Annotated in this window: 24 protein-coding genes; 13 read left to right on the forward strand and 11 right to left on the reverse strand. The window is 66.7% G+C overall.

Annotation, left to right across the window (positions count from 1 at the left end; all coding sequences use genetic code 11):
* Window positions 1-35 precede the first annotated feature (35 nt).
* The 3 genes from JLDANKMP_RS20075 to JLDANKMP_RS20085 all read left to right on the forward strand — a co-directional run bounded on the left by JLDANKMP_RS20075 (window position 36) and on the right by JLDANKMP_RS20085 (window position 3,641).
* Entirely contained in the window at window positions 36-1,535 is a 1,500-nt protein-coding gene (locus tag JLDANKMP_RS20075; protein WP_109337540.1) for an oligopeptide:H+ symporter, read from the forward strand.
* A 19-nt stretch (window positions 1,536-1,554) separates the two neighbouring features.
* Window positions 1,555-2,160 carry a thioredoxin family protein gene (locus tag JLDANKMP_RS20080; RefSeq protein ID WP_212561948.1) on the forward strand — a complete coding sequence of 202 codons (606 nt, stop codon included), beginning with the start codon at window positions 1,555-1,557 and terminating at the stop codon, window positions 2,158-2,160.
* Between the two features lie 341 nt (window positions 2,161-2,501).
* Entirely contained in the window at window positions 2,502-3,641 is a 1,140-nt protein-coding gene (locus JLDANKMP_RS20085; protein ID WP_212561949.1) for a hypothetical protein, read from the forward strand.
* Window positions 3,642-3,672: 31 nt separating this feature from the next.
* On the opposite strand, the gene JLDANKMP_RS20090 is transcribed toward JLDANKMP_RS20085, so the two are convergent.
* Window positions 3,673-4,728, reverse strand: a complete 1,056-nt coding sequence (locus JLDANKMP_RS20090) for a PDDEXK nuclease domain-containing protein (RefSeq protein ID WP_212561950.1) — start codon at window positions 4,726-4,728, stop codon at window positions 3,673-3,675.
* 375 nt (window positions 4,729-5,103) lie between these two features.
* A complete protein-coding gene (locus JLDANKMP_RS20095; RefSeq protein WP_043034279.1) occupies window positions 5,104-5,598 on the reverse strand; it encodes a MarR family winged helix-turn-helix transcriptional regulator in 495 nt (164 codons plus the stop codon).
* 129 nt (window positions 5,599-5,727) lie between these two features.
* On the opposite strand from JLDANKMP_RS20095, the gene hppD reads away from it, so the two are divergent.
* The gene (hppD, locus tag JLDANKMP_RS20100) at window positions 5,728-6,840 is read left to right on the forward strand and encodes a 4-hydroxyphenylpyruvate dioxygenase (RefSeq protein WP_005411340.1); all 1,113 of its coding nucleotides are present in this window, start codon (window positions 5,728-5,730) and stop codon (window positions 6,838-6,840) included.
* Window positions 6,841-6,925: 85 nt separating this feature from the next.
* A complete protein-coding gene (gene hmgA, locus JLDANKMP_RS20105) occupies window positions 6,926-8,224 on the forward strand; it encodes a homogentisate 1,2-dioxygenase (RefSeq protein ID WP_212561951.1) in 1,299 nt (432 codons plus the stop codon).
* 84 nt (window positions 8,225-8,308) lie between these two features.
* Here the strand turns inward: hmgA and JLDANKMP_RS20110 are convergent, their stop codons facing one another.
* Window positions 8,309-8,845, reverse strand: coding sequence for a hypothetical protein (locus JLDANKMP_RS20110; RefSeq protein ID WP_212561952.1), 537 nt, complete (start codon window positions 8,843-8,845; stop codon window positions 8,309-8,311).
* A 125-nt stretch (window positions 8,846-8,970) separates the two neighbouring features.
* Between JLDANKMP_RS20110 and JLDANKMP_RS20115 the strand changes: the two genes are divergently transcribed.
* The gene (locus JLDANKMP_RS20115) at window positions 8,971-9,627 is read left to right on the forward strand and encodes a hypothetical protein (protein ID WP_212561953.1); all 657 of its coding nucleotides are present in this window, start codon (window positions 8,971-8,973) and stop codon (window positions 9,625-9,627) included.
* A 73-nt stretch (window positions 9,628-9,700) separates the two neighbouring features.
* Window positions 9,701-10,660, forward strand: a complete 960-nt coding sequence (locus JLDANKMP_RS20120) for a sodium:calcium antiporter (protein WP_212561954.1) — start codon at window positions 9,701-9,703, stop codon at window positions 10,658-10,660.
* Between the two features lie 74 nt (window positions 10,661-10,734).
* On the opposite strand, the gene JLDANKMP_RS20125 is transcribed toward JLDANKMP_RS20120, so the two are convergent.
* From JLDANKMP_RS20125 to JLDANKMP_RS20160, 8 genes are all read right to left on the reverse strand, one after another.
* Window positions 10,735-11,067 (reverse strand): Na+/H+ antiporter subunit G, encoded by a 333-nt coding sequence (locus JLDANKMP_RS20125; protein ID WP_212561955.1) that lies wholly within the window; start codon window positions 11,065-11,067, stop codon window positions 10,735-10,737.
* A complete protein-coding gene (locus tag JLDANKMP_RS20130; protein WP_005411334.1) occupies window positions 11,064-11,348 on the reverse strand; it encodes a K+/H+ antiporter subunit F in 285 nt (94 codons plus the stop codon). Before JLDANKMP_RS20130 ends, JLDANKMP_RS20125 begins: the two co-directional genes overlap by 4 nt.
* Window positions 11,345-11,851 carry a Na+/H+ antiporter subunit E gene (locus tag JLDANKMP_RS20135; RefSeq protein ID WP_005411333.1) on the reverse strand — a complete coding sequence of 169 codons (507 nt, stop codon included), beginning with the start codon at window positions 11,849-11,851 and terminating at the stop codon, window positions 11,345-11,347. Before JLDANKMP_RS20135 ends, JLDANKMP_RS20130 begins: the two co-directional genes overlap by 4 nt.
* Window positions 11,848-13,383, reverse strand: a complete 1,536-nt coding sequence (locus JLDANKMP_RS20140) for a monovalent cation/H+ antiporter subunit D (protein WP_212561956.1) — start codon at window positions 13,381-13,383, stop codon at window positions 11,848-11,850. Before JLDANKMP_RS20140 ends, JLDANKMP_RS20135 begins: the two co-directional genes overlap by 4 nt.
* Window positions 13,380-13,772 carry a Na+/H+ antiporter subunit C gene (locus tag JLDANKMP_RS20145; protein ID WP_005414705.1) on the reverse strand — a complete coding sequence of 131 codons (393 nt, stop codon included), beginning with the start codon at window positions 13,770-13,772 and terminating at the stop codon, window positions 13,380-13,382. The genes JLDANKMP_RS20140 and JLDANKMP_RS20145 overlap by 4 nt, the downstream gene beginning before the upstream one ends.
* Window positions 13,772-16,600 carry a monovalent cation/H+ antiporter subunit A gene (locus JLDANKMP_RS20150; protein ID WP_212561957.1) on the reverse strand — a complete coding sequence of 943 codons (2,829 nt, stop codon included), beginning with the start codon at window positions 16,598-16,600 and terminating at the stop codon, window positions 13,772-13,774. Before JLDANKMP_RS20150 ends, JLDANKMP_RS20145 begins: the two co-directional genes overlap by 1 nt.
* A 333-nt stretch (window positions 16,601-16,933) precedes the next feature.
* The gene (locus JLDANKMP_RS20155) at window positions 16,934-17,419 is read right to left on the reverse strand and encodes an Mpo1-like protein (protein WP_005411329.1); all 486 of its coding nucleotides are present in this window, start codon (window positions 17,417-17,419) and stop codon (window positions 16,934-16,936) included.
* Window positions 17,420-17,617: 198 nt separating this feature from the next.
* Complete coding sequence (locus JLDANKMP_RS20160; RefSeq protein WP_005414703.1) at window positions 17,618-18,544, reverse strand: phosphoribosylaminoimidazolesuccinocarboxamide synthase; 927 nt, start codon at window positions 18,542-18,544, stop codon at window positions 17,618-17,620.
* Window positions 18,545-18,688: 144 nt separating this feature from the next.
* Between JLDANKMP_RS20160 and JLDANKMP_RS20165 the strand changes: the two genes are divergently transcribed.
* The 6 genes from JLDANKMP_RS20165 to JLDANKMP_RS20190 all read left to right on the forward strand — a co-directional run bounded on the left by JLDANKMP_RS20165 (window position 18,689) and on the right by JLDANKMP_RS20190 (window position 24,124).
* Window positions 18,689-19,018 (forward strand): DnaJ domain-containing protein, encoded by a 330-nt coding sequence (locus JLDANKMP_RS20165; RefSeq protein WP_005411327.1) that lies wholly within the window; start codon window positions 18,689-18,691, stop codon window positions 19,016-19,018.
* Between the two features lie 29 nt (window positions 19,019-19,047).
* Entirely contained in the window at window positions 19,048-19,722 is a 675-nt protein-coding gene (rpe, locus tag JLDANKMP_RS20170; RefSeq protein ID WP_005411326.1) for a ribulose-phosphate 3-epimerase, read from the forward strand.
* Between the two features lie 59 nt (window positions 19,723-19,781).
* Window positions 19,782-20,264 carry a GNAT family N-acetyltransferase gene (locus JLDANKMP_RS20175; RefSeq protein WP_012481443.1) on the forward strand — a complete coding sequence of 161 codons (483 nt, stop codon included), beginning with the start codon at window positions 19,782-19,784 and terminating at the stop codon, window positions 20,262-20,264.
* Between the two features lie 307 nt (window positions 20,265-20,571).
* Window positions 20,572-21,501, forward strand: a complete 930-nt coding sequence (yegS, locus tag JLDANKMP_RS20180; protein WP_212561958.1) for a lipid kinase YegS — start codon at window positions 20,572-20,574, stop codon at window positions 21,499-21,501.
* A 300-nt stretch (window positions 21,502-21,801) separates the two neighbouring features.
* Complete coding sequence (trpE, locus tag JLDANKMP_RS20185) at window positions 21,802-23,277, forward strand: anthranilate synthase component I (RefSeq protein ID WP_024957679.1); 1,476 nt, start codon at window positions 21,802-21,804, stop codon at window positions 23,275-23,277.
* A gap of 67 nt (window positions 23,278-23,344) precedes the next feature.
* Window positions 23,345-24,124, forward strand: a complete 780-nt coding sequence (locus JLDANKMP_RS20190) for an SIMPL domain-containing protein (RefSeq protein WP_212561959.1) — start codon at window positions 23,345-23,347, stop codon at window positions 24,122-24,124.

Raw genomic sequence — 24,124 nt, forward strand, 5'->3', positions numbered from 1 at the left:
GACGTGCTCGTCATCCACCGAACCAGGAAACCCGCATGAGCGTAAACGCCACTGCGAACACCCCAGAGCCGGCGCTGCCGGACTTCAAGACCACGCTGGGCCACCCGCGCCCGTTGTGGATGCTGTTCATGACCGAGTTCTGGGAACGCTTTGCGTTCTACGGCATCCGCTGGGCCTTGGTGCTGTACATCGTCGCCCAGTTCTACAACGGCAGCGCTGCCGGTGAAGGCGACGCCAGCCGCATCTACGGCGCCTACCTGGCCCTGGTGTACGCCGCGGCGATCTTCGGTGGCTACGTGGCCGACCGGGTACTGGGCTACCAGCGCTCGATCCTGACCGGCGCGATCATCATGGCCGCCGGCCTGTTCATGATCTCGCTGCCGCAGGAGCACATCTTCAAGCTCGGCCTGGCCACGATCATCGTCGGCAACGGCCTGTTCAAGCCCAACATCTCGACCATGGTCGGCAAGCTGTACGGGCTGAAGGACGAGCGCCGCGATTCGGGCTTCACCATCTTCTACATGGGCATCAACATCGGCGCGATGATCGCCCCGGTGCTGACCGAGTACCTGGCCCGCAAGGTGTTCGGTACCGACGCGATGCCGTCCTACAAGGTCGTGTTCATCGCCTCGGGCGTGGGCATGCTGATCTCGCTGGTGTGGTTCTACATCGGTCGTGCCGGCCTGAAGGGCATCGGTGCACCGCCGGCCGGCGCTGAAGGTTTCGGCCGCATCATCATGGTGCTGGCCGGTGCCGTGGTCGCCATCCCGGTCGCGTACTTCCTGCTGGCCACCGGCGCCACCGCGCTGGCCTGGATCCTGGGTGCGATGTTCACCGCGCTGGCCATCCTGCTGCTGGTCGAGGGCATCCGCGAAGGCAAGGTGCAGCGCGACCGCGTGATCGCCATGCTGATCATCTTCGCCTTCAACGTGATGTTCTGGATGTTCTTCGAACAGGCCGGCAGCTCGTTCACCTTCCTGGCCGAGAACATCGTCAACCGCCAGTTCGGTGACTGGACCTTCCCGACCGCGTGGTTCCAGTCGGTCAACTCGGTGGCGATCATCACCCTGGCCCCGGTGATCGCCTGGATCTGGGTGGCCATGGGCCGCGCCAATCCGTCCATCCCGCGCAAGTTCGGCCTGGGCCTGCTGTTCAACGGCGCCGCCTTCGCGCTGCTGATGTTCGCCCTGTCGCAGATGGTCGTGGACGGCAAGATCCCGTTCTGGACCCTGTTCATGGTCTACGTCATCCAGTCGGTGGGTGAGCTGTGCCTGTCGCCGATCGGCCTGTCGATGGTGACCAAGCTGGCCCCGGTGCGCCTGGTCGGCTTCGGCATGGGCGGCTGGTTCCTGTCCACCGGCATCGGCAACAACCTGTCGGGCATCTTCGCTGGCGTGGTCAGTGGTGAAGGCGGCATGACGGTCGAGTCGGCCCTGAAGGGGTATACCTTCGGGTTCTGGGCCCTGATCGGCTCCGGCGTGGTGCTGTTCCTGATCGCCCCGCTGATCAACAAGCTGATGCACGGCGTCAAGTAATGATGGGAGGGTAGAAGGCATGCGTAGCAAGCTCGGTACTGCGGCAGTGGTGGTCTGTGCGGCGCTGATCGGCGCCTGTTCCCAACCGCAACCGCCTGCCACCGCCGAGCCCACGCAGCCCCTGGATACCCGACCCACCGAGCCACCGGTCGCCGACCCCAGCGAACCGGTGGCCTCGGGCAACACCCCGGTGGCGGCAGACATCGCCGCCATCGCCGGGCTCGGTGCGCAGTTCGACCCGGCCCGCAACCCCGCCGATGATCTGGCCACCGCCAAGGTGGAAGCCCAGCGGGGCAAGAAGCGCATCCTGCTGGAGGTCGGCAACGCCGCCTGCGAGCGCTGCCGGGCGCTGGACGATGTGGTGGAAGGCAACGGCGACCTGCGTCGCTTCCGCGATGCCCACTACGTGTGGGTGAAGGTCAACGCCAGCGACGAGCAGCCCAACACCGCCTTCTTCGCCCAGTTCCCGGTGATGGAGCGCGACTACCCATACCTGCTGGTACTCGATGCCGATGGCGGACTGCTGGTGTCGCAGGCCACCGGCGAACTGCGCAGGGGCGAAGCCTTCCAGCCGGCACGGGTGAGCGCGTTCCTGAAACAATGGGCACCTGACAAACCGGAATAGGGGTAGTGCCGGCCGCTGGCCGGCAGGGGGGGCCGACCGCTGACCGCCATCCCGGGTGGGTGCCGACCGCTGACCGCCAACCCCGGTGGGTGCCGACCGCTGACCGCCAACCCCGGTGGATGCCGACCGCTGACCGCCAACCCCGGTGGATGCCGACCGCTGACCGCCATCCCCGGTGGGTGCCGACCGTTGGTCGGCACAGAAGTGCATCCACGCATGGCGTGGATCTACTGTGGTTGCGGTCACATTCCCGGAATCGGCATCTCAATATCGCAACGCGCTCGCCGTTACCGGCAAGGACCTCAGTCGACATCCCGTCGATGCAACCTTCCGGAACGCCCATGCACAGCGACCACGCCGAACGACTGCCCGAACCCGCCAGTGAGTTGGCCGAGGGTGGAGCAGGCGAGGGCGTAACCCTGCCGCCGCAGGAGGCGCTGCTGGATGACACCGGAACCGGCGAGGCCACCGTCGACCTGGCACCGCCGCGCCATCGCCTGCCGCAGATCGCGCTGCCCGACAACGTGGTGCTGAAGGGGGCGGTGCAGAAGCTGGTCGAGCAGAAGTCCCGGCTTGATGCGCTGGCCGCCGACGGCCAGCTGGCCGGGCTGCTGCCACCGGAGTGGCAGGGGCACGGCGTGCGTGCGATCGAGCTGTCCACCTTCATCCAGGGCGTGCTGCCGTTCCTGCAACCTGGCGAACGTGGCGAAACCGCGCCCGCGCGCCTGCCGGTGCGCCACGTTCTGGGAGACGACAGCCGCTGGGGCCTGGACGATGTCGCCGAACCGAAATCGCTGGCCTGGTACCTGGCCAGCGACGAACGCGCCACCGCTGGCAGCAAGGACGTGGCCGAGGCCTATCTGGTGGGTGCGTTGGGACTGGTGTGGATGCAGGAAGGGCGCAGCCGCCCCGGCTTCCTGCGCGCGATGGGGCAGGACAGCCTGGCCGCGCGGGTGACCATGCTCGGCTACCCGCCGGCCAACGAACTGGCGCTGTACAGCGTCACCGCGCATGGGCAGCAACAGATCTGGTGCGTGCATGGCCGTCGTCGCATGCGCCCGCTGGTGGCGCCGTGGCTGAGCGTGCCGGTGCTGACCGCGTATGGCGTGCCGGCGCCGGCCGCGTGGCCGTCCAGTTTCCCGCCGGTGGAGGCCGTGGCCGAGCTGCTGGCGACCGCACGGCAGGGGCGCGCGCTGCCGGAAGTGGACCTGGCCAAGGCGGTGGCGAAGATCGCCGAGGACGCTGCCTCGGAAGCCTGGCAACCGGTCAGCCTGCTGCAGCTCAATACCTGGTCACCGCGTTGGCATTTCTTCCTGGGCACCTTCGTCGGCCTGCCGTCGCTGCTGCTGGTGGCGGCAGCGCTGGCGCTGCCGGGGGCGGTCGAAGCAGCCACGGTTGCGGCCTCGCTCGGCTTCGCCGGCGGTGCCATTGCAGCACTGGCAGTGCCGTGGATCCATGCGCGGCGCAAGCATCTGAGCTGAAGCATGGATGCCATCCGCGCGTGGCGTAGATCTACGGGAGGCCGGGCGCCGCGGTCTGCAGCTGCTGCCGCGCCCGCTCCATGGCAGTCTGCAATCTTTGCTTGAGGACCTCACGGGAGGGCAGCGTGGTCAGGTACTCCGCAACATGGATGCCTGAGCGATCCAGCTCCAGCAATTCAATCTGGCCCGCCTTCTTCCCTGTGCAGAGGATGATGCCCAACGGCGCCTGCTCGCCGTCCTCACGTTCGTACCGGTCCAGCCAGCGCAGATAGAGTTCCATCTGCCCCTTGTAGGCCGGCTTGAACTCGCCGATCTTCAACTCGATGGCAATTAGTCTGCGCAGGCGCCGGTTGTAGAACAGCAGGTCCAGGTGGAAGTCATCGCCGTCGATCTGGATGCGCTTCTGGCGGGCGACGAAACTGAAGCCCGTGCCAAGTTCAAGCAGGAAGCCCTGCATCTCGCGAAGGATCGCGGTTTCAAGGTCCTGCTCGTCCCAGCTCTCCTTGAGGCCAAGAAAGTCCAGTACGTAGGGATCACGCAGTATCAGACCTGGAGACAGCTGCTGGTTGCCGCGCAGTGCCGCCAACTCTTCGGCGATGGTCTGCTCTGGCTGACTGGAGAGTGCCGTGCGCTCATACAGCATCGAATCGACGCGCTGGCGCAGCGTACGTACACTCCAGCCCTCGGTGGCGGCCATCTGTGCATAGAAGTCGCGCTTGAGTGGGTCCGCCAGTGGGATCAGCGCGATGAAATGGGTCCAGCTCAATTGTCGTATCAGCGATACGACAATCTGCTCGTCTGCAAATGCGATGGAGAACTGCACCATCCGGCGCAGGCTCTTCTCACCGAAGGATGTGCCGAACTCGGCAGACAGCGCCTTGGCGATCCGGGTGAAGAGAACCTCGCCGTAACGCGCAGGCTGCCCCGCCATCTGGTCAACAGGGATGCGACGACCGATTCGCCAGTACAGCAGCGTCAACTCGGCGTTGATGGACCTGTGCATCCTGCTGCGCGCTGCGCAGATCAGCTCTCTGAGATCGGCCAGCAATTCCTGACCATGCGGCGACGTTGAACGCGAGTCATCCATGAGGGAGCCCGTTCGATGTGGATGGCCGGGCTGGTACCCGTTGAACGTTTACCGTCCGGCCGCACACGTGAGCAGTCCAATAGGAGAATTCACTGGATCAGCCCGTTCCGATACACCAGCCTGGCGGAAACGGGCCGTATCGGGCCAATGCGGAAATGCCGCTGGGCGAGGGCGACACTTCAGGGCGGGATCTGCGGAAGGTGAATGCGTCCGATGGCATCGTTTGCGGTCGGTCCGCAGTCCGCCAAAGAGCGGGTCCCGTCAGATCAAAGGGAGCGGACGACAATCGCCCAGCCACTGTTCCGCTACCGGCCGGGGTCGGCACCCGCGACTTGGGGCCCAAAACGACTTAATCCCCTCCGTCCCCTTTTTCTTTCAGACCCCTTCGCCCATCCGCTCCAGGCCTTCGCCGGCCAGGCGCAGGATCAGCTTCTCCAGCACCTGCTCTTCCTCTTCGCTCAGCACCGACATCAGCTTGCGGGTGATCTCGATCACCATCGGCGCGATGGTCTCGTACACCTCGAAGCCAGCTGCCGACAGCGCCAGCACCGAGCGGCGGCGGTCGTCGCCGTGGGTCTCGCGCTTGATGAAGCCGCGCTCCAGCAGGCGGGCCACGGCGCGGCTGACCGCCACCTTGTCCATTGCCGTGCGGTCGGAGACCTCGCTGGCCGAGGAGCCCGGGTACAGCGCCAGGATGGTGATCACCCGCCATTCGGGAATCGCCAGACCGTAACGATCGCCGTATAGCTTGGCGATGTTGCCGCTGACCCGGTTGGACAGCACGCTCAGCCGGTACGGCAGGAACTGTTCCAGGTCGAGCAGGACGTGCGAGGAACGCAGGCGGGTCGAAACGGGATCGGCGGGGCTCATGTTGCGGTGCACCTTGCTGGTGGTTTCAAGTGTAACTATAAGGGGTAGGTCCAGACCCTGCATTCTCGCCGGGTCCCTACCTGCCCGCACCTGGTTTGTACCGATGCGGTACCGATTCGGAGCCACGCCATGAATACCGCAGTCCCGACCGCCTCGCATCCCAACCCCGGCATGCAGGTCACCACCTTCGAGAACCCGATGGGCATCGACGGCTTCGAGTTCGTCGAATTCGCCGCCCCGGCCGGCCGTGGCCAGGAGCTGCACGAGTACTTCCGGAAGATGGGCTTCAGCGCCGTGCTCAAGCACAAGCAGCGTCCGATTACCGTCTATCGCCAGGGCGACGTCAACTTCCTGGTCAATGAGGACCCCGATTCGTTCGCCGCCGACTTCGCCGAGAAGCACGGTCCGTGCGCCTGCGGCTTCGCCATCCGCTTCAAGAAGCCGGGCCAGGAGGTCTACCAGACCGCGCTGGGCAACGGCGCCGAAGCCATCGCCTTCAAGCCGGACAGCAAGGCGGTCAGCGCGCCGGTCATCAAGGGCATCGGCGACTGCATGCTGTACCTGGTCGATCGCTACGGCAGCGCCGGCAGCATCTACGACGGCGACTACGAGCCGATCGCCGGTGCCGACCTGCACCCGGTGGGCTTCGGCCTGACCTTCATCGACCACCTGACCCACAACCTGTACTTCGGCAACATGCAGCAGTGGTCGGACTACTACGAGCGCCTGTTCAATTTCCGCGAGATCCGCTACTTCGACATCAAGGGCCTGAAGACCGGCCTGGTGTCCAAGGCGATGACCGCGCCGGATGGCATCGTGCGCATCCCGCTGAACGAATCGTCCGATCCGAAGAGCCAGATCAACGAGTACCTGGACGCGTACAAGGGCGAGGGCATCCAGCACATCGCCTGCTTCACCGAGAACATCTACGAGACCGTCGAAGCGATGCGCGCGCAGGGCGTGGACTTCCTCGATACGCCGGAGACCTACTTCGACGTGATCGACCAGCGCGTGCCGAACCACGGTGAAGACGTGCCGCGCCTGGCGAAGAACAAGATCCTGATCGATGCCGATCCGGAAACCCACCAGCGCAAGCTGCTGCAGATCTTCACCCAGAACTGCATCGGCCCGATCTTCTTCGAGATCATCCAGCGCAAGGGCAACGAAGGCTTCGGCGAAGGCAACTTCACCGCACTGTTCGAGAGCATCGAGCGCGACCAGATCCGCCGCGGCGTGCTGTAAGGTCTGCAGGCAATGTCGGCGTCCCGCCGGCATTGCCTGTCCGAATGGTCGTGCCGGCCGCTGGCCGGCAATCTCTGGAGTTCCCATGTCCCCCGCCATCACCGCCCGCGGCTACCAGTCCGGCTTCGGCAACGAATTCGCCACCGAGGCCGTTGCCGGCGCGCTGCCGGTCGGGCAGAACTCACCGCAGAAGGTGGCCCACGGCCTGTACGCCGAACAGTTGACCGGCACCGCCTTCACCGCGCCGCGTGGCAGCAACCGCCGCAGCTGGCTGTACCGGATCCGCCCGGCGGTGACCCATGGCGAGTTCACCCCGTTCGCGCAGTCGCAGCTGCAGTGTGATTTCGGCGCACAGCCGGCCTCGCCAAACCAGCTGCGCTGGAGCCCACTGCCGCTGCCGGAGCTGCCGACCGATTTTGTCGAAGGCCTGTACACAATGGGTGGCAACGGCTCGCCCGATGCGCATGCCGGCGTGGGCATCCACCTATACGCTGCCAACCGCGACATGGTCGGCCGCTACTTCTACGACGCCGACGGCGAGCTGCTGATCGTGCCGCAGCTGGGCGCGCTGCGCCTGCTGACCGAGCTGGGCGTGATCGAGATCGAGCCGCAGCAGATCGCGGTGATCCCGCGCGGCGTGCGCTTCCGCGTTGAACTGCCCGATGGCCCGAGCCGTGGCTACATCTGCGAGAACTACGGTGCGCTGCTGAAGCTGCCCGACCTCGGCCCGATCGGTTCCAACGGCCTGGCCAATCCGCGTGACTTCGAGACCCCGCATGCGGCGTTCGAGGATGTGGATGGCGATTTCGAGCTGATCGCCAAGTTCGAGGGCCGCCTGTGGCGTGCGCCGATCGACCATTCGCCGCTGGACGTGGTGGCCTGGCACGGCAACTACGCGCCGTACCGCTACGATCTGCGCCGCTTCAACACCATCGGTTCGATCAGCTACGATCACCCGGATCCGTCGATCTTCCTGGTGCTGCATTCGCCCAGCGACACCCCGGGCACCAGCAACATGGACTTTGCGATCTTCCCGCCGCGCTGGCTGGTGGCGCAGAACACGTTCCGTCCGCCGTGGTTCCACCGCAACATCGCCAGCGAGTTCATGGGCCTGGTGCATGGCGCCTACGATGCCAAGGCCGAAGGCTTCGTCCCGGGTGGCGCCTCGCTGCACAACTGCATGAGTGGTCACGGCCCGGACGCGCCGACCTTCGACAAGGCCTCCAGTGCCGATCTGTCCAAGGCCGATGTGATCAAGGACACGATGGCCTTCATGTTCGAGACCCGCGCAGTGATCCGCCCGACCGCACAGGCGCTGGCCGCCGGCCACCGCCAGGGCGATTACCAGCAGTGCTGGAACGGCCTGCGCAACAACTACCGCTGACCCTAAAAAGGGGACGGAGGGGATTAAGCCGCAATCAGCACACGTGTGCCTGAAACGACTTAATCCCCTCCGTCCCCTTTTTCTTCAGGCGACCTCGGCGAACGCGTCGCAATGCTCCAACGGCAACGCCTCCAGCAGGCGCTGCCGTACGCGCTGGCAATAGCCATCCGAAGTGAGCGTGGGCAGCAGCTGCATTGCCGACTGCAGTCGCTGCAGCACCTTGTCCTCCGCACGCGCTTGCTGCAGGTCGCGGAACAGCGCCGCCGCCTGTGGATGCCGCTGCATTTCCAGGATGCCCAGCACGTAGATGCGCGCTGCCACCAGTGAGCGCCGGCGTTGGACCGCGGGTGCAGCAGGTGTGGCTGCCGGCGGCGCGGGCACCGGCGCCACTGCGGCTGCGGTCGACGGTGCTGGGGTCGTGGCGCCCGTGCCGGTGCTCAGGTACCCCGCCTGTACCAGCTGGATGACCATCGCCGGTGCTTCCTGGCCGAGCAGACCGGTCAGGTCGGCGACGGTACGCTGGCCGTCGCACAGGATCAGCAGCCGGCGCTGGCGCATGTCCAGCGGTGCGCGGTGGGCCTGCAGCGCGGTTCGGGCGAGATCGGTCTTGCGCGGTTGCATGGAAGGGACGGCCAGGTCGGTGCTCGCCGAGCCTGAACGAAGGCGATGAAACCGCGATGACAATGCAGCGCCTGCACACCGGATGGGCTAGCGTGCAGTCATCCTTGTGCCAGGGAACCGCACCGATGAAGCACCTTCCGCTTGCTGGTCTGTTGCTCCTTTCGCTCACCGCCTGCAGTGCTGGCCCCGACAAGCAGGGGGCGGCCGGCAGCGGCAGCGACACCCCGGCGGAAACCGCCTCGGCGACCGGACCCGCGCAGTCGACGGATCCCGACCTGGCCGCCCGTCCAGCCAATGACCGTCGCGAGGACAGTCCCGCGCGCCTGGATGGCTTCGCTGGGGCGAAGCTGGGTGCCGGCATCGCCGAGGTCCGTGCCGGCTTCGGCATGCCGCTGCAGGGTCTGGGCACCGATGCGGCCGGCAAGCCGCTGCCGGCTGACGACAGCAACGACGGCTGCTACTTCCTGCGCCCGCAGGATGCCGAAGATCCGCGCCTGATGATCGAGGGCCGCAAGCTGGTGCGCTACGACGTGCGCAGCGCCGCCATCACCGCACCGGGCGGTGGCAAGGTCGGCATGACCCTGGGTGAGCTGCAGGTGCTGTATCCCGAGCGCGCGGACGTCGGCCCCGACAAGTACGACGAGAAGGCCCAGCACCTGCGCGTGCGCCCGGCGCAGGAGGGCGGGGCGGTGATCGACTTCGCACTCGGTGCCGATGGCCGGGTGGGTGCCTGGCGCGTCGGACAGACCCCGCAGGTCGATTATGCGGAAGGCTGTGGCTGATCCTTGATCCACGGCCCAGCCGCGCGTACGGGCCAAGCGTAGAATCGCGCCACGACCGCTGGGGGAGTGCTCGATGATCGCCATTGCCATTGCCTGGTTCCTCCTCGGCCTGCTGCTGCTGGCGTTGGGCGGGGACTCCATCGTCAAGGCCGTGTCCGGCCTGGCCCAGCGTTTCGGCGCCAGCGCATTCACTGCCGGGCTGTTGCTGCTCGGGGTGACCACGTCGTTGCCGGAACTGGCAGTCAACGCGCGCGCCCTGGCGGTGGGCCAACCGGAGCTGGCACTGGGCAACGCGGTGGGCAGCAGCATCGTCAACCTGGGCTTGACCCTGGCGGTGGCGGCCATGGCTGCGCCCCTGCTGCTGCGCGCGCGCCTGCAGACGGTGCTGTGGTGGTCGCTGCTGGCGGCGGGTGTGCTGCTGATCCTGTTCGGGCTTGATGGCGGCCTGGCACGCTGGGAGGGCGGCATACTGCTGGCCGGCTTCATCGTGGTGCAGGTGCTGCTGCTGCGCCGTGGTCGAAGCGAGAGCGCCGAGGTGCAGGTGGCCATCGCCGAGTCCGCACTGAGCCGCACCAGCCTGCCGTTGAACGTGCTGCGCGTGCTGATTGCCGCGTTGGCGCTGTACTGGGGCGCGCGCCTGGTGGTGGGCGCCGCCGCCGACTTCGGCGCCGCCCTGGGTTGGACCCCACTGCTGGTCGGTCTGCTGCCGGTGGCGATCGGTACCGCACTGCCGGAGGTGGCCACCGCCATCGCCGCCGCGCGTCGCGGGCATGGCGACATGGTGCTGGGCCACGTGCTGGGTTCCAGCGTGGTCAACCTGCTGCTGGTGATCGGTGCGATGGCCGTGCTGCAGCCGCTGGCGCTGCCGGCCTCGTTCGTGCGCTTGGAACTGCCGGCGCTGCTGGCGTTCGCGCTGGTGCTGTACCCGATGCTGCGTGGCGACCTGAAGATCAGCCGCGGCGAAGGTGTGATCCTGCTGGTCGCGTTTGTCGGCTGGTTCGTGCTGGAGCTGCTGCTGGTCGGCGCGGCATGAGGTAGTGCCGGCCGCTGGCCGGCAACCTCACTGCCTCTGACGGAACCCTTGCCACTGCCGGCCAGCGGCCGGCACTACCGGTTCTGCGTGGTTTCTTCTTCCCGCACCGGCTCCGGCGGCGGCAGCTGCTCCTCGGCGGCACGTTCGTTGCCCGGCAGGGTGGGGCGGGTCTCCATCAGCAGCGACAGCGCGGCCTTGGCCATCATGTGCGCGCTGATCGGTGCGGTGATGAACAGGAACACGGTGATCAGCAGCTCGCGCGGCTGCGGGTCCTGGCCGAGGAAGATGTGGTAGCAGACCGAGCACACCAGGACGCAGCCCACGCCCAGCGTGCTGGCCTTGGTCGGCGCGTGCAGGCGCTTGAACAGCAGCAGGATCGACAGGCCGATCTGGATCGCGGTGATCATTCGACGATGTCCCGGCGCAGCACGAACTTGCTCAGCACCACGGTGCTGCCGAAGCCGAGCATGGCGATGATCAGCGCCGCCTCGAAGTAGATCGGCGAATTGAGGTACATGCCGAACAGCATCAGCTCGGCGATCGCGGTCACCGACAGGGTGTCCAGCGCAAGGATGCGGTCGGGCACGGTCGGCCCGCGCAGCAGGCGCCAGGTGGCCAGCAGCATGGCCAGGCCGACCACGTGCATGCACACCACCAGGGTGGTCTGGATGACTTCAAAACCGGTCATGGGAAGATCTCCATCAACGGCGCTTCGTAACGGCGCTTGATCGTATCGATCAGGTCCTGTGGGTCCTCCAGGTGCAGCACGTGCACCAGCAGGAACTTGCGGTCGTCGCTGAGCGCGGCCGAGACCGTGCCCGGGGTCAGGGTGATCATGCTGGTCAGCGCGGCGATGCCGTGGATGTTGGCGATGTCCAGCGGCAGCCAGATGAAACCCGGGTGGATGTTCTTTTCCGGGCCCAGCACCTGCAGGGCGACGCGGATGTTGGACATCAGGATGTCCCACAGGGTCACGCACACCAGCCTGGGCAGTGGCCGCAGGGTGCCGATGCGGGCGAACTCGCGGTCCAGGCGCGCGGCGAACAGCGGCACCACCACGCCCAGCAGCAGCCCCAGCACGATCTGGCCGAGGGTGAAGCTGTCGGACATCAGCAGCCAGAACGCCACCACCATGATGCTGAGCATCGGCGAGGGAATCAGGCGACGGAACAGGGAGCGCTGGGCGGTCATGGCTGGCGGATCTCCGGCGTGGTCGCACGCAGTTGCTGCACGTACTCGCTGGGTTGCAGCAGCTGTGCGGCGGTGGCGTCGGTGTAGCGCATCAACGGTGCCGCGGCCAGGGTCATGCCGATGCCGTAGGCCAGCAGCAGGCAGGCGGCGTAGAGTTCTACCCGGCGCAGGGGAGCCTTGCGCGGCTTCGGTGCATCGGGATCGACCGGCGGCACGCGCCAGAACAGGCGGATGCCGCCGCGGGTCAGGCCCATGATCACCAGCAGGCTGCTGACCAGCACGGCGGTCCAGACCGGGCCGGTGTACTGCGCCGGCATGCCGGCCAGCAGCGCGGCCTTGGCCAGGAAGCCGGACAGAGGCGGTAGGCCGGCCACCGACACTGCCCCGATCAGGAACAGCACCGCCGGCGTTTCCTTGCCTGGCATCGGCGCCACCACCTCCTTGCGGTCGCTGGCGCCACCACGGCGGCGGCGGATCAGGTCGGCAACCAGGAACAGCGCAGCGGCCACGAAGCTGCTGTGCGGCAGGTAGTACAGGCCGGCCGACAGCACCTGCGGCGTGCCCACCGAGAAGGCGATGAACAGCGTGGCTGCCGACACGATGACCAGGTAGGAAATCAGTACGCGCAGGCGGGTCGCGGCCAGGGCGCCGAGCCCGCCCAGCACCAGCGTCGCCACGCCGGCCCACAGCAGCCAGTCGCGGCCATAGCCGGCCATCGCGCCGGCATCGTCGCCGAACCACAGCATCTGGATGCGCAGCACCGAATACAGGCCGACCTTGGTCATGATCGCGAACAGCGCCGCCACTGCGGCCGGCGCGCGCGAATAGGCTTCCGGCAGCCACAGGTACAGCGGCATCAGCGCGGCCTTGGCGCAGAACACCAGCAGCAACAGGCCCATCGTAGCCTTCACCAGGGTCAGCTGCGTCGGCGGCACCGCGGCGATGCGCTGCGACAGCTCGGCCATGTTCAGCGAACCCAGCGTGGCGTACAGCAGGCCCAGCGCGATCAGGAACAGGGTCGAGGCGGTGACGTTGAACACCACGTAGTGCAGGCCGATGCGCATGCGCAGGCCGCGGCCACCGCTGAGCAGCAGGCCGTAGGAGGCGATCAGCATCACCTCGAAGAACACGAACAGGTTGAAGATGTCGCCGGTCAGGAACGCGCCGTTGAGGCCGACCAGCTGGAACTGGAACAGTGCATGGAAGTGCGGTGCGCGGCGGTCCCAACCCGAGCAGGCGTGCAGCAGGCAGGGAATGGCCAGCAGCAGGGTGGTCAGCAGCATCCATGCCGACAGCCGGTCGGCCACCAGCGCGATGCCCAGCCGCGACGGCCAGTCGCCCAGCAGGTAGACGTTGATGTCACCGCCCGCGGTCGATGCGAACAGCAGGCCCACCGCCAGCGCCAGCGCCGACAGTGCAGTCCAGGCCACCGCGCGCTGCACCGTGGGGCCGTAGCGGCGGTGTTCGACGAACAGCGACAGCGCGGCGCCGAGCAGCGGAATCAGGATCGGCAGGATCACCAGATGGTTCATGCGCGGTCCTCGCCCTGGCGCGGCGAGGCGCTCTCATCCTGCAGGTCGTCGTCGGGCTCGTGGGCGTCCACATGGTCGCTGTGGTTGTCGCTGCGGCTGCGCATGGCCAGCACGATGCTCACTGCGGTCATCGCGAAGGCGATCACGATCGCGGTCAGCACCAGTGCCTGCGGCAGCGGGTCGGTGTAGTTGCCCAGGTGGCTGTCCACGCCCTCCTGCAGCACCGGCGCCTTGCCCAGCACCACGCGGCCACCGGCGAAGATCAGCAGGTTGGTGGCGTAGGACAGGAAGGTCATGCCGAGGATCACGTCGAAGCTGCGCGCACGCAGCAGCAGGTAGATGCCGATGGCGGTCAGCACGCCGATCGCGGTAGCCAGGGCCAGTTCCATCAGTGCATCTCCCCGGTGCGGGCCGAACGGCGTTGCAGGTCGATCTCACCCTTGCGGGCAGCGCGGGTACGCGAGGGCTTGATCGTGCCCATCATCGACAGCATCAGCATGGCGCCGCCGAACACCACCAGATAGACGCCGATGTCAAAACCGATCGCGCTGGCCAGCGGCACGTCGCCGATCAATGGCAGGTGCAGGTCGAGGTGGCCACTGGTCAGGAACGGCACGCCGAAAAGCATCGAGGCGCTGCCGCTGAGCAGGGCGATCAGCAGGCCCATGCCGATGCAGCGGATGTAGTCGAAGCCGAAGCGCGATTCCACCGACGCGGTGCCCTGGATCACGTACTGGATCAGCAGCGGCACCGCCAGCACCAGGCCGGCGATGAAGCCACCACCGGGCGCGTTGTGGCCGCGCAGGAACAGGAAGATCGACACGGTCAGCGTCAGCGGGAACATGATCTGCGCCAGGTCGGCCGGCACCGGCAGCTTGATCGGCGGGCCGGGCATGATCTGTTCCGGTGCCATCCGCGTGCGCCGCAGCAGTGCGTGCACCACCAGCGCGGCGATGCCGAACACGGTGATCTCGCCGAAGGTATCGAAGCCGCGGAAGTCGACCAGGATCACGTTGACCACGTTCTGGCCGTAGGCCTCGGGCAACGCACGGGCGAGCAGTTCGCCGGCCATGGTGTTCGGCGGCAGGGTCATCGCCGAATAGGCCAGCGCACCCAGCCCGGCGCCGGCGATGATCGCGATCACCGCATCGCGGCGCTTGCGCCAGCGCGGACGTTCCGGCCCGGACTGCGCGGGCAGGTAGTTCATGCCCAGCAGCATCAGCACCAGGGTCACCATCTCCACGAGCAGCTGGGTCAGGGCCAGGTCGGGTGCGGACAGGAACACGAAGGTCAGCGCCACCATCAGGCCGACGCCGCCGACCAGCAGCACCGCCAGCAGGCGCTGCTTGTAGATGCGCAGGGTGGCCACGGCGCAGGCCATCATCACCAGCCACAACGCCCAGCCCAGCAGCGGCATCGGCTGCGGCGCGGTCCAGTTTGGCGACGCCGGATTTGCCACGAATGGCGCAGCGGCAACTGCGATCGCCACCAGCATCAGGCCCAGCAGCATGCGCTGCAGGCTGCCGTTGGCGATGCCGTTGGTCAGGCGCATGGCCAGTGCGGACACGGCATCCAGCTGTGCATGGAACACATTGCGGCCAGTGCTGACGTTGGTCACGGCATGCAGGTTGATCAGCTTGCGCAGGCCGAAGTACAGCGCCACGCCGCCGATCACGCCGATCGCGCTCATTGCCAGCGGCAGGTTGAAGCCGTGCCATACCGCCAGGCTGTACTCGGGCATGGCGCTGCCGAGGATCGACGCCGCAGCGGCATGCAGCACCGGTGCCACGGTCAGTGCCGGGGCGATGCCTACTGCCACGCAGATCACCACCAGCAGTTCCACCGGTACCTTCATCCAGCGCGGCGGCTCATGCGGCACGCGATCCAGGTCGTGCGGGCCGGGGCCAAAGAAGGTGTCGTGCACGAAGCGCAGGCTGTAGGCCACCCCGAACACGCCAGCCAGCAATGCGGCGATCGACACCGCCGTGCGCATGATTCCCGGGCCTCCGGCCGTGATCGCCTCGGCAAACAGCATTTCCTTGGACAGGAAGCCGTTGAGCAGCGGGATGCCGGCCATCGCCAGCGAGGCGATGATCGCCAGCGCGCTGGTGAACGGCATCAGCCTGCGCAGGCCGCCCAGCTTGCGCATGTCGCGGGTGCCGGTCTCATGGTCGATGATGCCGGCGGCCATGAACAGCGAGGCCTTGAAGGTGGCGTGGTTGAGGATGTGGAACACACCGGCCACCACGGCCATCGGCGTGGACAGGCCGAACAGCAGGGTGATCAGGCCCAGATGGGAAATGGTCGAATAAGCCAGCAGGCCTTTCAGATCGTGCTGGAAGATCGCGTTCCAGGCGCCGATCAACAGGGTGATCGCACCGATGCCGCTGACCGTGTAGAAGAACAGGTCGCTGCCGGCCAGCGCTGGATGCAGGCGCGCCAGCAGGAACACACCGGCCTTCACCATGGTGGCCGAGTGCAGGTAGGCAGAGACCGGAGTGGGCGCGGCCATCGCGTGCGGCAGCCAGAAATGGAACGGGAACTGCGCGCTCTTGGTGAAGATGCCCGCCAGCACCAGGAACAGCGCGTACGGGTACAGCGCGCTGGCGCGGATCTGCTCGCCGGCGGCCAGCACCACGTCCAGGTCGAAGCTGCCGACGATGCGCCCGATCAGCAGTACGCCACCGAGCAGCGCAAGGCCGCCGCCGCCGGTGATCACCAGCGCCATCCGCGCGCCCTCGCGGGCGTCCTGGCGATGTGACCAGAAACCGATCAGCAGGAACGAGCTGATGCTGGTCATTTCCCAGAAGATCATCAGCAACAGCAGGTTGCCCGACAGCACCATGCCCAGCATGGCGCCCATGAACAGCAGCAGGTAGCAGTAGAAGCGGTGCGCGTTGTCCTGCTGGCTCAGGTAGTAGCGCGCATACAGCACCACCAGCGCGCCGATGCCCAGCACCAGCCCGGCGAACATCCACGCCAGCCCGTCCAGGCGCAGGGTGAAGTCCAGGCCGATCTGCGGCAGCCAAGGGACCATCGTCCGCACCACCTGGCCGTCGAGTACGGACGGGGTCAGCCAGCCGAGGATGGCCAGTCCGCCCAACGGCGCCAGCGCCGCCAGCCAGGCAGCAGTCGAGCGCGAACTACGGGGGAAGGCCGCAACAGCCGCTGCCATCAGGAACGGCAGGGCCAGCAGCAGGGGCAGGCTGGGGAGCATGCAGGGAATCCATGATTCACGAGCAGGTCAGGGAGGATAACAGGCTGCGAAATGTCGCTGAAACCCATCGAACAGCGATCAATTGCATGTAACGTCCGCTGATTCATATTTTCTGCGACGCAACATCGCGTTCCTGCAGTCCCTCCCCGGTTGCCCTCGGGGGACGCCCTACGCCCCCGCAGGGAGACCGCAGGCCCTGTCGCACAGGGGCTGCCGTCGACGGGCGGGAAGTGGGGAGCGGATCACCGGCGCAGGCTGGCAGGGCCGTCGTGGAGTGCGGGTGATGGAATCTGCCCGTTCAGGAAACGAGGGGCGCCGTCGACCCTGGGCAGGTCAGTAGCGCCAGTCGAGCTTGCGGTAGAACTTGGCCATCACCCAGGCCGGGCCGATCAGCAGGTAGGTCAGGTCGGTCAGGAAGCTGGGCTTGCGGCCCTCGAACTTGTGGCCGATGAACTGCGCGATCCAGGCCACCACGAACACGCCCACCGCCAGCCAGAACAGGTTGTGCAGGCCGATTTCGGCCTCCAGCAGGCGGCACAGGCAGCCGAACACGAAGAACTGGATGAGCATGCCGATGCCCAGCGGGCGCGACAGTTTGTTGTAGAAGCACCAGGCGCTGAACATCGCGAACGCCGACCAGATGCCGTACTGGAACCAGGTGATCAGCGGCGGCAGGCACCAGAGCAGAGCCACCACCGACCACAGGATCGCCGGGACCGCCACCACGTGGATGCGCTGGTTGATCACATTGCGGTGGTCGTCGGAGTAGCTGGCGAAATAGCGGTCGATCGGCCGCGCAAGCTCGGTGGATGTCTGCATGCTGCGTTGCTTCCTCGGACAACGGTAGTGCCGGCCGCTGGCCGGCACTCCAGAGCATAGCCGAGTTCGTGAGGTTGCCGGCCAGCGGCCGGCACTACCAGAGCCAGGCCATGCCTGGCTGCAGGTGTTCGCGAGGTTGCCGGCCAGCGGCCGGCACTACCGAACGCCCCCGCCTTTCCGGCCGGGGGCGCAGGCGCATCAGTCGACGCTGATCCCGGCTAGGCGCTGCAGTGCCTCGGCATACTTGGCGCGGGTGCGCTCGATGATCTCGGCCGGGATGGTCGGGCCCGGGGCGGTCTTGCCCCAGTCCAGCGTCTCCAGGTAATCACGCACGAACTGCTTGTCGTAGCTCGGCGGGCTGGTGCCCACTTCGTACTCGTCGGCCGGCCAGTAGCGCGAGGAATCCGGCGTCAGCATCTCGTCCATGATGTACAGGCGGCCATCGGCGTCGGTACCGAACTCGAACTTGGTATCGGCCAGGATGATGCCGCGCTCGCGAGCGTAATCGGCGGCGAACTTGTAGATGCGCAGGGTGGCGTCGCGCACGCGCTCGGCCAGCTCCGCACCGACCTGCTTCACCATCGCATCGAAATCGATGTTCTCGTCATGGTCGCCGACAGCGGCCTTGGTCGAGGGGGTGAAGATCGGCTCGGGCAGCTGCTCGGCCTGGCGCAGGCCGTCGGGCAGGTCGATGCCGCTGACCTTGCCGGTGCGCTGGTAATCCTTCCAGCCGCTGCCGATCAGGTAGCCGCGGGCGATCGCTTCCACCGGCACCGGCTTCAGCTTGCGGGTGACCACCGCGCGCTTGGCATACAGGGCCGGGTCCACGCCTTCGGGCAGCACGCTGGCCACGTCGATGCCGGTCAGGTGGTTGGGCATCAGGTGCGCGGTCTTGGCGAACCAGAAGTTGGAGACCTGGCAGAGCATCTCGCCCTTGCCCGGGATCGGGTCGGGCAGGACCACGTCGAACGCCGACAGGCGATCGGTGGCCACCATCAGCAGGTACTCGCCCGGCGGGGTTCCGGCTGGCAGCCGCTCGCGCGGGATATCGAACACATCACGCACCTTGCCGCGATGGCGCAAGGGCAGGCCGGGGAGATCGGATTGCAACAGCGTGGTTGGCACGGGCACTCCTGGGGCGTTGTCGATACGGCTGCTGCCCAACGGACCCGGCGGGCCCGCTGACCAGCGGGCGGCCTAGTGTAAAGCCGTCCGGGCCCGCTGTGACGTAAAATGAGCGTCCATTTCGTCGGTCGACCCCGGAGCGCCATGCGCTGGTACGGAAAACTGCTCGGATTCATTGCCGGCGCCCTGCTGTTCCGGCCCAATCCGCTGTTTGGTGCAGTGGTCGGCCTGCTGATCGGCCATGCCTTCGATTCGGACTGGTTCCGCCTGAACAAGGAGAACCCGTACCGGGAGCTGGGGCTGACCTCCGAGGCCACCGATGCCGAGGTCGAGCGCGCCTACCGCAAGCTGATCTCGCAGTACCACCCCGACAAGCTTGGCGGCGCCGCCCCCGAGCTGCAGCAGCAGGCCGAGCAGAAGTCGCGGCGCATCAACGCCGCCTACGACCGCATCAAGACCCTGCGCAAGCGCTGACCCCTTTCCCCTCGTTGCAAGGCCCGGCCATGTCCCACTGCCTCATCGCCCCCTCCATCCTGTCCGCCAACTTCGCCCGCCTCGGCGAGGAAGTCGACAACGTCCTCGCCGCTGGCGCGGACTGGGTCCACTTCGACGTGATGGACAACCACTACGTGCCGAACCTGACCATCGGCCCGATGGTCTGCCAGGCGCTGCGCAAGCACGGCGTGACCGCGCCGATCGACGTGCACCTGATGGTCGAGCCGGTGGACCGCATCATCCCGGACTTCGCCGAGGCCGGTGCCACCTACATCAGCTTCCACCCGGAGGCGAGCCGCCACGTGCACCGCACCATCCAGCTGATCCGCTCGCTGGGCTGCAAGCCGGGCATCGTGCTGAACCCGGCCACGCCGGTGGACATCCTCGACTGGGTGCTGGAGGACCTGGACCTGGTGCTGCTGATGTCGGTCAACCCGGGCTTTGGTGGCCAGGCCTTCATCCCCTCGGCGCTGGACAAGCTGAAGGTGGTGCGCAAGATGATCGATGCCAGCGGCAAGGACATCCGCCTGGAGATCGACGGCGGCGTGAAGGCCGACAACATCGGCGAGATCGCGGCTGCCGGTGCCGACACCTTTGTCGCCGGCTCGGCCATCTTCAACGCCAAGACCAGCTACCAGGACGTGATCGCGCAGATGCGCGCCAACGTCGCCGCCGCCCGCTGACAAAAAGGGGACGGAGGGGATTAATCTCGTTTAATTCCCTCCGTCCCCTTTATCTGCGCATGGCACTGTTGAACATCCGTCCGGCCACCGTGGCCGATGCTGGCCTGATCCTGCATTTCATCCGCGAACTGGCCATCTACGAGAAGGCCGAGCATTCGGTACAGACCGATGAGATCGGCATCGCCGAAAGCCTGTTCGGCGCCGATGCGACCGCACGCGCGTTGATCTGCGAAGCCGACGGCGAGGCCATCGGCTATGCGGTGTACTTCTACAACTACTCCACCTGGCTGGGCCGCAAGGGCATCTACCTGGAAGACCTGTATGTCAGCCAGGAAAAGCGCGGCGTGGGCGCCGGCAAGGCACTGCTGAAGTACATCGCACGCCAGGCCGTAGCCGAGGGCTGCGGTCGCTTCGAATGGTCGGTGCTGGACTGGAACACCCCGGCCATCGAGTTCTACACCGCTGCCGGTGCGAAGCCGCAGGACGAGTGGACCGTGTACCGGCTGCAGGGCCAGGCGCTGCACGATTTCGCCAACGGGTGAAGCGAAGTGCATCCACGCATGGCGTGGATCTACCAACCGGGTGGGTGCAAACCGCAACCCGGGGGGGGAGCGAACCGCAACCTGGTGGGTGCGAACCTTGGTTCGCACTCCCTGCACACCCCAAAAAAAAAAGCCACGCCAATCACTGGCGTGGCCTCGCTGCATGCGTGGGAGGCTGATCCTGCCTCCATCCGTCGTCCCTGCTATGGACTCCCATTCTCCGGTAGCTGAATGACATCTGCGTGACATTCACCGCAGGCAAACAGCGCATTGCTAGCCTGTGCCACCGCATCCCTGGAAGCTCTGCATGACCACCCCGCGCTGGCGCTTGATCCTCAACGGCAAATCCGCCGGCAATGATGAGTTGCGCGACGCCGTCGGCCATTGGCGCGGACAGGGCGTGCAGCTGGACGTACGGGTGACCTGGGAGGACGGTGACGCCGAGCGCTATGTCGCCGAGGCGATCGATCATGGCGTGGATGTGATCGTGGCCGCCGGTGGCGATGGCACGCTCAGTGCGGTGGCCGAGACACTGGCGCATCGTGAGGAGCTGGCAGATGCGCTGCCCTCGCTGGCGCTGATCCCGATGGGGACCGCCAACGATTTCGCGACTGCGGCTGGCATACCGACCGAACCGAAGGAGGCCTTCGCCTTGATCGGGCAGGCGACGCCGCACGCCATTGACCTGTTGCGCGTGAACGCCGATGGCACCCAATGGTGGTGCGCCAATCTCGCCAGCGGTGGCTTCGGCACGCAGGTGACGGTGGAGACTGATGCGGGCTTGAAGAAGATGCTGGGCGGGCTGGCCTATGTGATCACCGGCATCGCCAAGCTCGGCCGCATCGAGCCGATCACCGCACGGTTGTCCGGTCCGGACTTCGCGTGGGAAGGCGACTTCATTGCGCTCGGCATCGGCAACGGTCGCCAGGCCGGTGGCGGCCAGCAACTGTGTCCGCAGGCATTGATCGATGATGGGCTGCTGGATGTGACCGTGCTTCCGGAACTGGAAGGGGAGGTCACCGCCACCCTCGGCCAGATGCTGAAGTCGGGCACCCAGGCTGCGCTGGAACAGCTGGCCACGCGTGCGCGGCTGCCGTGGCTGGAGATCGCATCCGAGCGCCCGCTGACCCTCAATCTGGATGGCGAGCCGGTACAGGCCCGCCAGTTCCGCATCGAGTGCGTGCCGGGCAGGGTGCGGATGCATCTTCCGGCTGGCTGCCCGTTGCTGGGTGGGTAGGGAGGTAGAGTCGACTGTTAGTCGACTGCTCTTCGTTCCGACGGCGTAAAACCTCGCGCTACGCGGGCAAGTCGACCAACAGTCGACTCTATCGGTCCGCGTCGTCGGTTCCCGTGGCTGGCCCCGCCCGTCCCGTGGTTCAGTTTTCCAGGGTTCCCCTGCCGTCCAAGCTGCGATACAGTCAAGGGGTGTCCAGCCTGACGACCCCGCATACCCTTTCTTCCGCACGCCGTTGGTGGCGATGGTGGCCCGTTGCCGTCGTCCGCCCCCATAACGCTGTGTCCCGGAAGGAAAGTCGTCTTGAACTCGCACGCTCAGTTTCAGCAGCAGGCCGCTGAAGGCCACACCCATATTCCCGTCGTCCGCGAAGTGCTGTCCGACCTGGACACGCCGCTTTCGGTCTATCTAAAGCTCGCCGACGGCCCCAATACCTACCTGTTTGAATCCGTCGAAGGCGGCGAGCGCTTTGGTCGTTACTCGATCATCGGCCTGCCGGCGCGCCGCGTGTACGCCTTCCACGGCCACACGCTGACCGTGCGCGAAGACGGCCAGGTGGTGGACACCCGCGAGGTGGCCGACCCGTTCGCCGAAGTCGAGGCGCTGCGCAGCGCCCACTCGGTGCCGAAGCTGGAAGGCCTGCCGGGCTTCACCGGTGGCCTGGTCGGCTGGTTCGGCTTCGAGTGCATCGGCTACATCGAACCACGCTTGGCCCCGCCGGCCGGCCGCGATGAGCTGGGCACGCCGGACATCCTGCTGCTGGACTCCAACGAGCTGGCCGTGTTCGACAACCTCAAGGGCCGCCTGTACCTGATCGTGCACGCCGACCCGCGTGTCGACGGCGCCTTCGAACAGGCGCAGGCGCGCCTGGATGCACTGACTGCCAAGCTGCGCGCGCCGGGCGCCGGCTATCCGGCACCGCTCAACAGCGATGTGCTGGATGAATCCGATTTCGTCTCCGGTTTCACCCGCGAAGGCTTCGTCGATGCGGTCCAGCGCAGCAAGGAATACATCCGCGCCGGTGACATCTTCCAGGTGGTGCTGAGCCAGCGCCTGAGCGTGCCGTTCAAGGCGCGGCCGGTGGATGTGTACCGCGCGCTGCGTGCACTGAACCCGTCGCCGTACATGTATTTCCTGGATGTCGGCGACCTGCAGGTGGTCGGCTCCTCGCCGGAAATCCTGGTGCGCCTGCAGGATGGCGAAGTCACCGTGCGACCGATCGCCGGTACCCGCCCGCGTGGCGCCACGCCCGAGCAGGACCTGGCGCTGGAAGCCGAGCTGCTGGCCGACCCGAAGGAACGCGCCGAGCACCTGATGCTGATCGACCTCGGCCGCAACGATGCCGGTCGTGTGTCCAGGGCGGGCACCGTGGAAGTGGGCGAGCAGTTCGTGATCGAGCGCTACAGCCACGTCATGCACATCGTCAGCGAAGTGACCGGGCAGCTGCAGCCGGGCCTGAGCTACGCCGACGTGCTGCGTGCCACGTTCCCGGCAGGCACCGTCAGCGGCGCGCCGAAGATCCGCGCGCTGGAAGTGATCCGCGAGCTGGAACCGATCAAGCGCAATGTCTACGCCGGCAGCATCGGCTACATCGGCTGGCACGGCGATGCCGATACCGCGATCGCGATCCGCACCGCGGTGATCAAGGACGGCCGCCTGTACGTGCAGGCCGGCGCCGGCATCGTCTACGACTCGGACCCGGACAAGGAATGGGACGAGACGATGAACAAGGGCCGCGCGCTGTTCCGCGCCGTTGCCCAGGCTGCCAAGGGCCTGTAAGCCTGCCTCGCCACGGCCGCCGCGCCGTGGTCGTTCCGCTGTTCCCGTTCAAGACAAGGAGTACTGCATGAAGCTGCTGAGCGCATTGCTGTGGTCGTCACTGCTGGCCACGATGGCCCCGTCTGCATGGGCGCAGGCCAATACCATTCCCTCGCAGCCGCACCTGCTGGTGAAGGGCGAGGCGCGTCGCGTGGTGATGCCGGACCGGTTCGGCCTGCAGTTGAATATCGAAGAGACCGACATGGACGCCGACGCCGCGCGCCGCCGCGTGCAGGACAACGTTGCCCGCGTGCTGGCACTGTTCAAGCAGCACAAGGCGGTGGAAGGCAGCGTGCGCGCGGACAACCTGCGGATTGGTCCTGCCACGCGCTATGAGCAGAACCGGCAGGTTTTCATCGGCACCCGCGTGTCACGTCAACTTCGCGCCAGCTTCGCCAGCGTCCAGCAGATGCAGGACGTGCTGGGGGCGCTGAAGGCCAACGAGAACGTGCAGGTTAGCAGCGTGGCCCCGACCTACTCGGGCGAAGTGGCGCTGCGCCGCGAACTCAAGGGCGAGGCGGCGGCCGAGACCCGCCAGTCTGCGCAGGGCCTGGCCAAGGCCTACGGCACCCAGCTGCGCGGGCTGTACAGCATTTCCGATGTGGCGCCGAACTTTGCCTATGGCGTGCAGGCGGGCAATTGGCCCAGCAATGGGGATCTGGTGACGCCGCCCTCGCCGCCCGCGCCCGAGGCACCGATGAACAGCATCGAGACCACGGGCTCGCGCCTGCGCGAGTCGGTGGAAGCCGGCCCCATCACCTACACCGAAAACGTGTACGCCATTTTCCTGATAAGCGACGGAACCTGA

Origin of the sequence: Stenotrophomonas sp. PE591, from assembly GCF_018320795.1 — a bacterium.
GTDB lineage: Bacteria > Pseudomonadota > Gammaproteobacteria > Xanthomonadales > Xanthomonadaceae > Stenotrophomonas > Stenotrophomonas maltophilia.

Coding starts and splice junctions, on each gene's coding strand:
- yegS (WP_212561958.1), top strand. CDS start 20,572: ATGACCACCCCGCGCTGGCGCTTGATCCTCAACGGCAAATCCGCCGGC.
- JLDANKMP_RS20075 (WP_109337540.1), top strand. CDS start 36: ATGAGCGTAAACGCCACTGCGAACACCCCAGAGCCGGCGCTGCCGGAC.
- JLDANKMP_RS20125 (WP_212561955.1), bottom strand. CDS start 11,067: ATGATCACCGCGATCCAGATCGGCCTGTCGATCCTGCTGCTGTTCAAG.
- JLDANKMP_RS20095 (WP_043034279.1), bottom strand. CDS start 5,598: ATGAGCCCCGCCGATCCCGTTTCGACCCGCCTGCGTTCCTCGCACGTC.
- JLDANKMP_RS20085 (WP_212561949.1), top strand. CDS start 2,502: ATGCACAGCGACCACGCCGAACGACTGCCCGAACCCGCCAGTGAGTTG.
- JLDANKMP_RS20150 (WP_212561957.1), bottom strand. CDS start 16,600: ATGCTCCCCAGCCTGCCCCTGCTGCTGGCCCTGCCGTTCCTGATGGCA.
- JLDANKMP_RS20175 (WP_012481443.1), top strand. CDS start 19,782: ATGGCACTGTTGAACATCCGTCCGGCCACCGTGGCCGATGCTGGCCTG.
- rpe (WP_005411326.1), top strand. CDS start 19,048: ATGTCCCACTGCCTCATCGCCCCCTCCATCCTGTCCGCCAACTTCGCC.
- JLDANKMP_RS20190 (WP_212561959.1), top strand. CDS start 23,345: ATGAAGCTGCTGAGCGCATTGCTGTGGTCGTCACTGCTGGCCACGATG.
- JLDANKMP_RS20110 (WP_212561952.1), bottom strand. CDS start 8,845: ATGCAACCGCGCAAGACCGATCTCGCCCGAACCGCGCTGCAGGCCCAC.
- hppD (WP_005411340.1), top strand. CDS start 5,728: ATGAATACCGCAGTCCCGACCGCCTCGCATCCCAACCCCGGCATGCAG.
- JLDANKMP_RS20080 (WP_212561948.1), top strand. CDS start 1,555: ATGCGTAGCAAGCTCGGTACTGCGGCAGTGGTGGTCTGTGCGGCGCTG.
- JLDANKMP_RS20090 (WP_212561950.1), bottom strand. CDS start 4,728: ATGGATGACTCGCGTTCAACGTCGCCGCATGGTCAGGAATTGCTGGCC.
- JLDANKMP_RS20130 (WP_005411334.1), bottom strand. CDS start 11,348: ATGACCGGTTTTGAAGTCATCCAGACCACCCTGGTGGTGTGCATGCAC.
- JLDANKMP_RS20155 (WP_005411329.1), bottom strand. CDS start 17,419: ATGCAGACATCCACCGAGCTTGCGCGGCCGATCGACCGCTATTTCGCC.
- JLDANKMP_RS20115 (WP_212561953.1), top strand. CDS start 8,971: ATGAAGCACCTTCCGCTTGCTGGTCTGTTGCTCCTTTCGCTCACCGCC.
- JLDANKMP_RS20165 (WP_005411327.1), top strand. CDS start 18,689: ATGCGCTGGTACGGAAAACTGCTCGGATTCATTGCCGGCGCCCTGCTG.
- JLDANKMP_RS20140 (WP_212561956.1), bottom strand. CDS start 13,383: ATGAACCATCTGGTGATCCTGCCGATCCTGATTCCGCTGCTCGGCGCC.
- JLDANKMP_RS20145 (WP_005414705.1), bottom strand. CDS start 13,772: ATGGAACTGGCCCTGGCTACCGCGATCGGCGTGCTGACCGCCATCGGC.
- JLDANKMP_RS20135 (WP_005411333.1), bottom strand. CDS start 11,851: ATGACCGCCCAGCGCTCCCTGTTCCGTCGCCTGATTCCCTCGCCGATG.
- JLDANKMP_RS20120 (WP_212561954.1), top strand. CDS start 9,701: ATGATCGCCATTGCCATTGCCTGGTTCCTCCTCGGCCTGCTGCTGCTG.
- hmgA (WP_212561951.1), top strand. CDS start 6,926: ATGTCCCCCGCCATCACCGCCCGCGGCTACCAGTCCGGCTTCGGCAAC.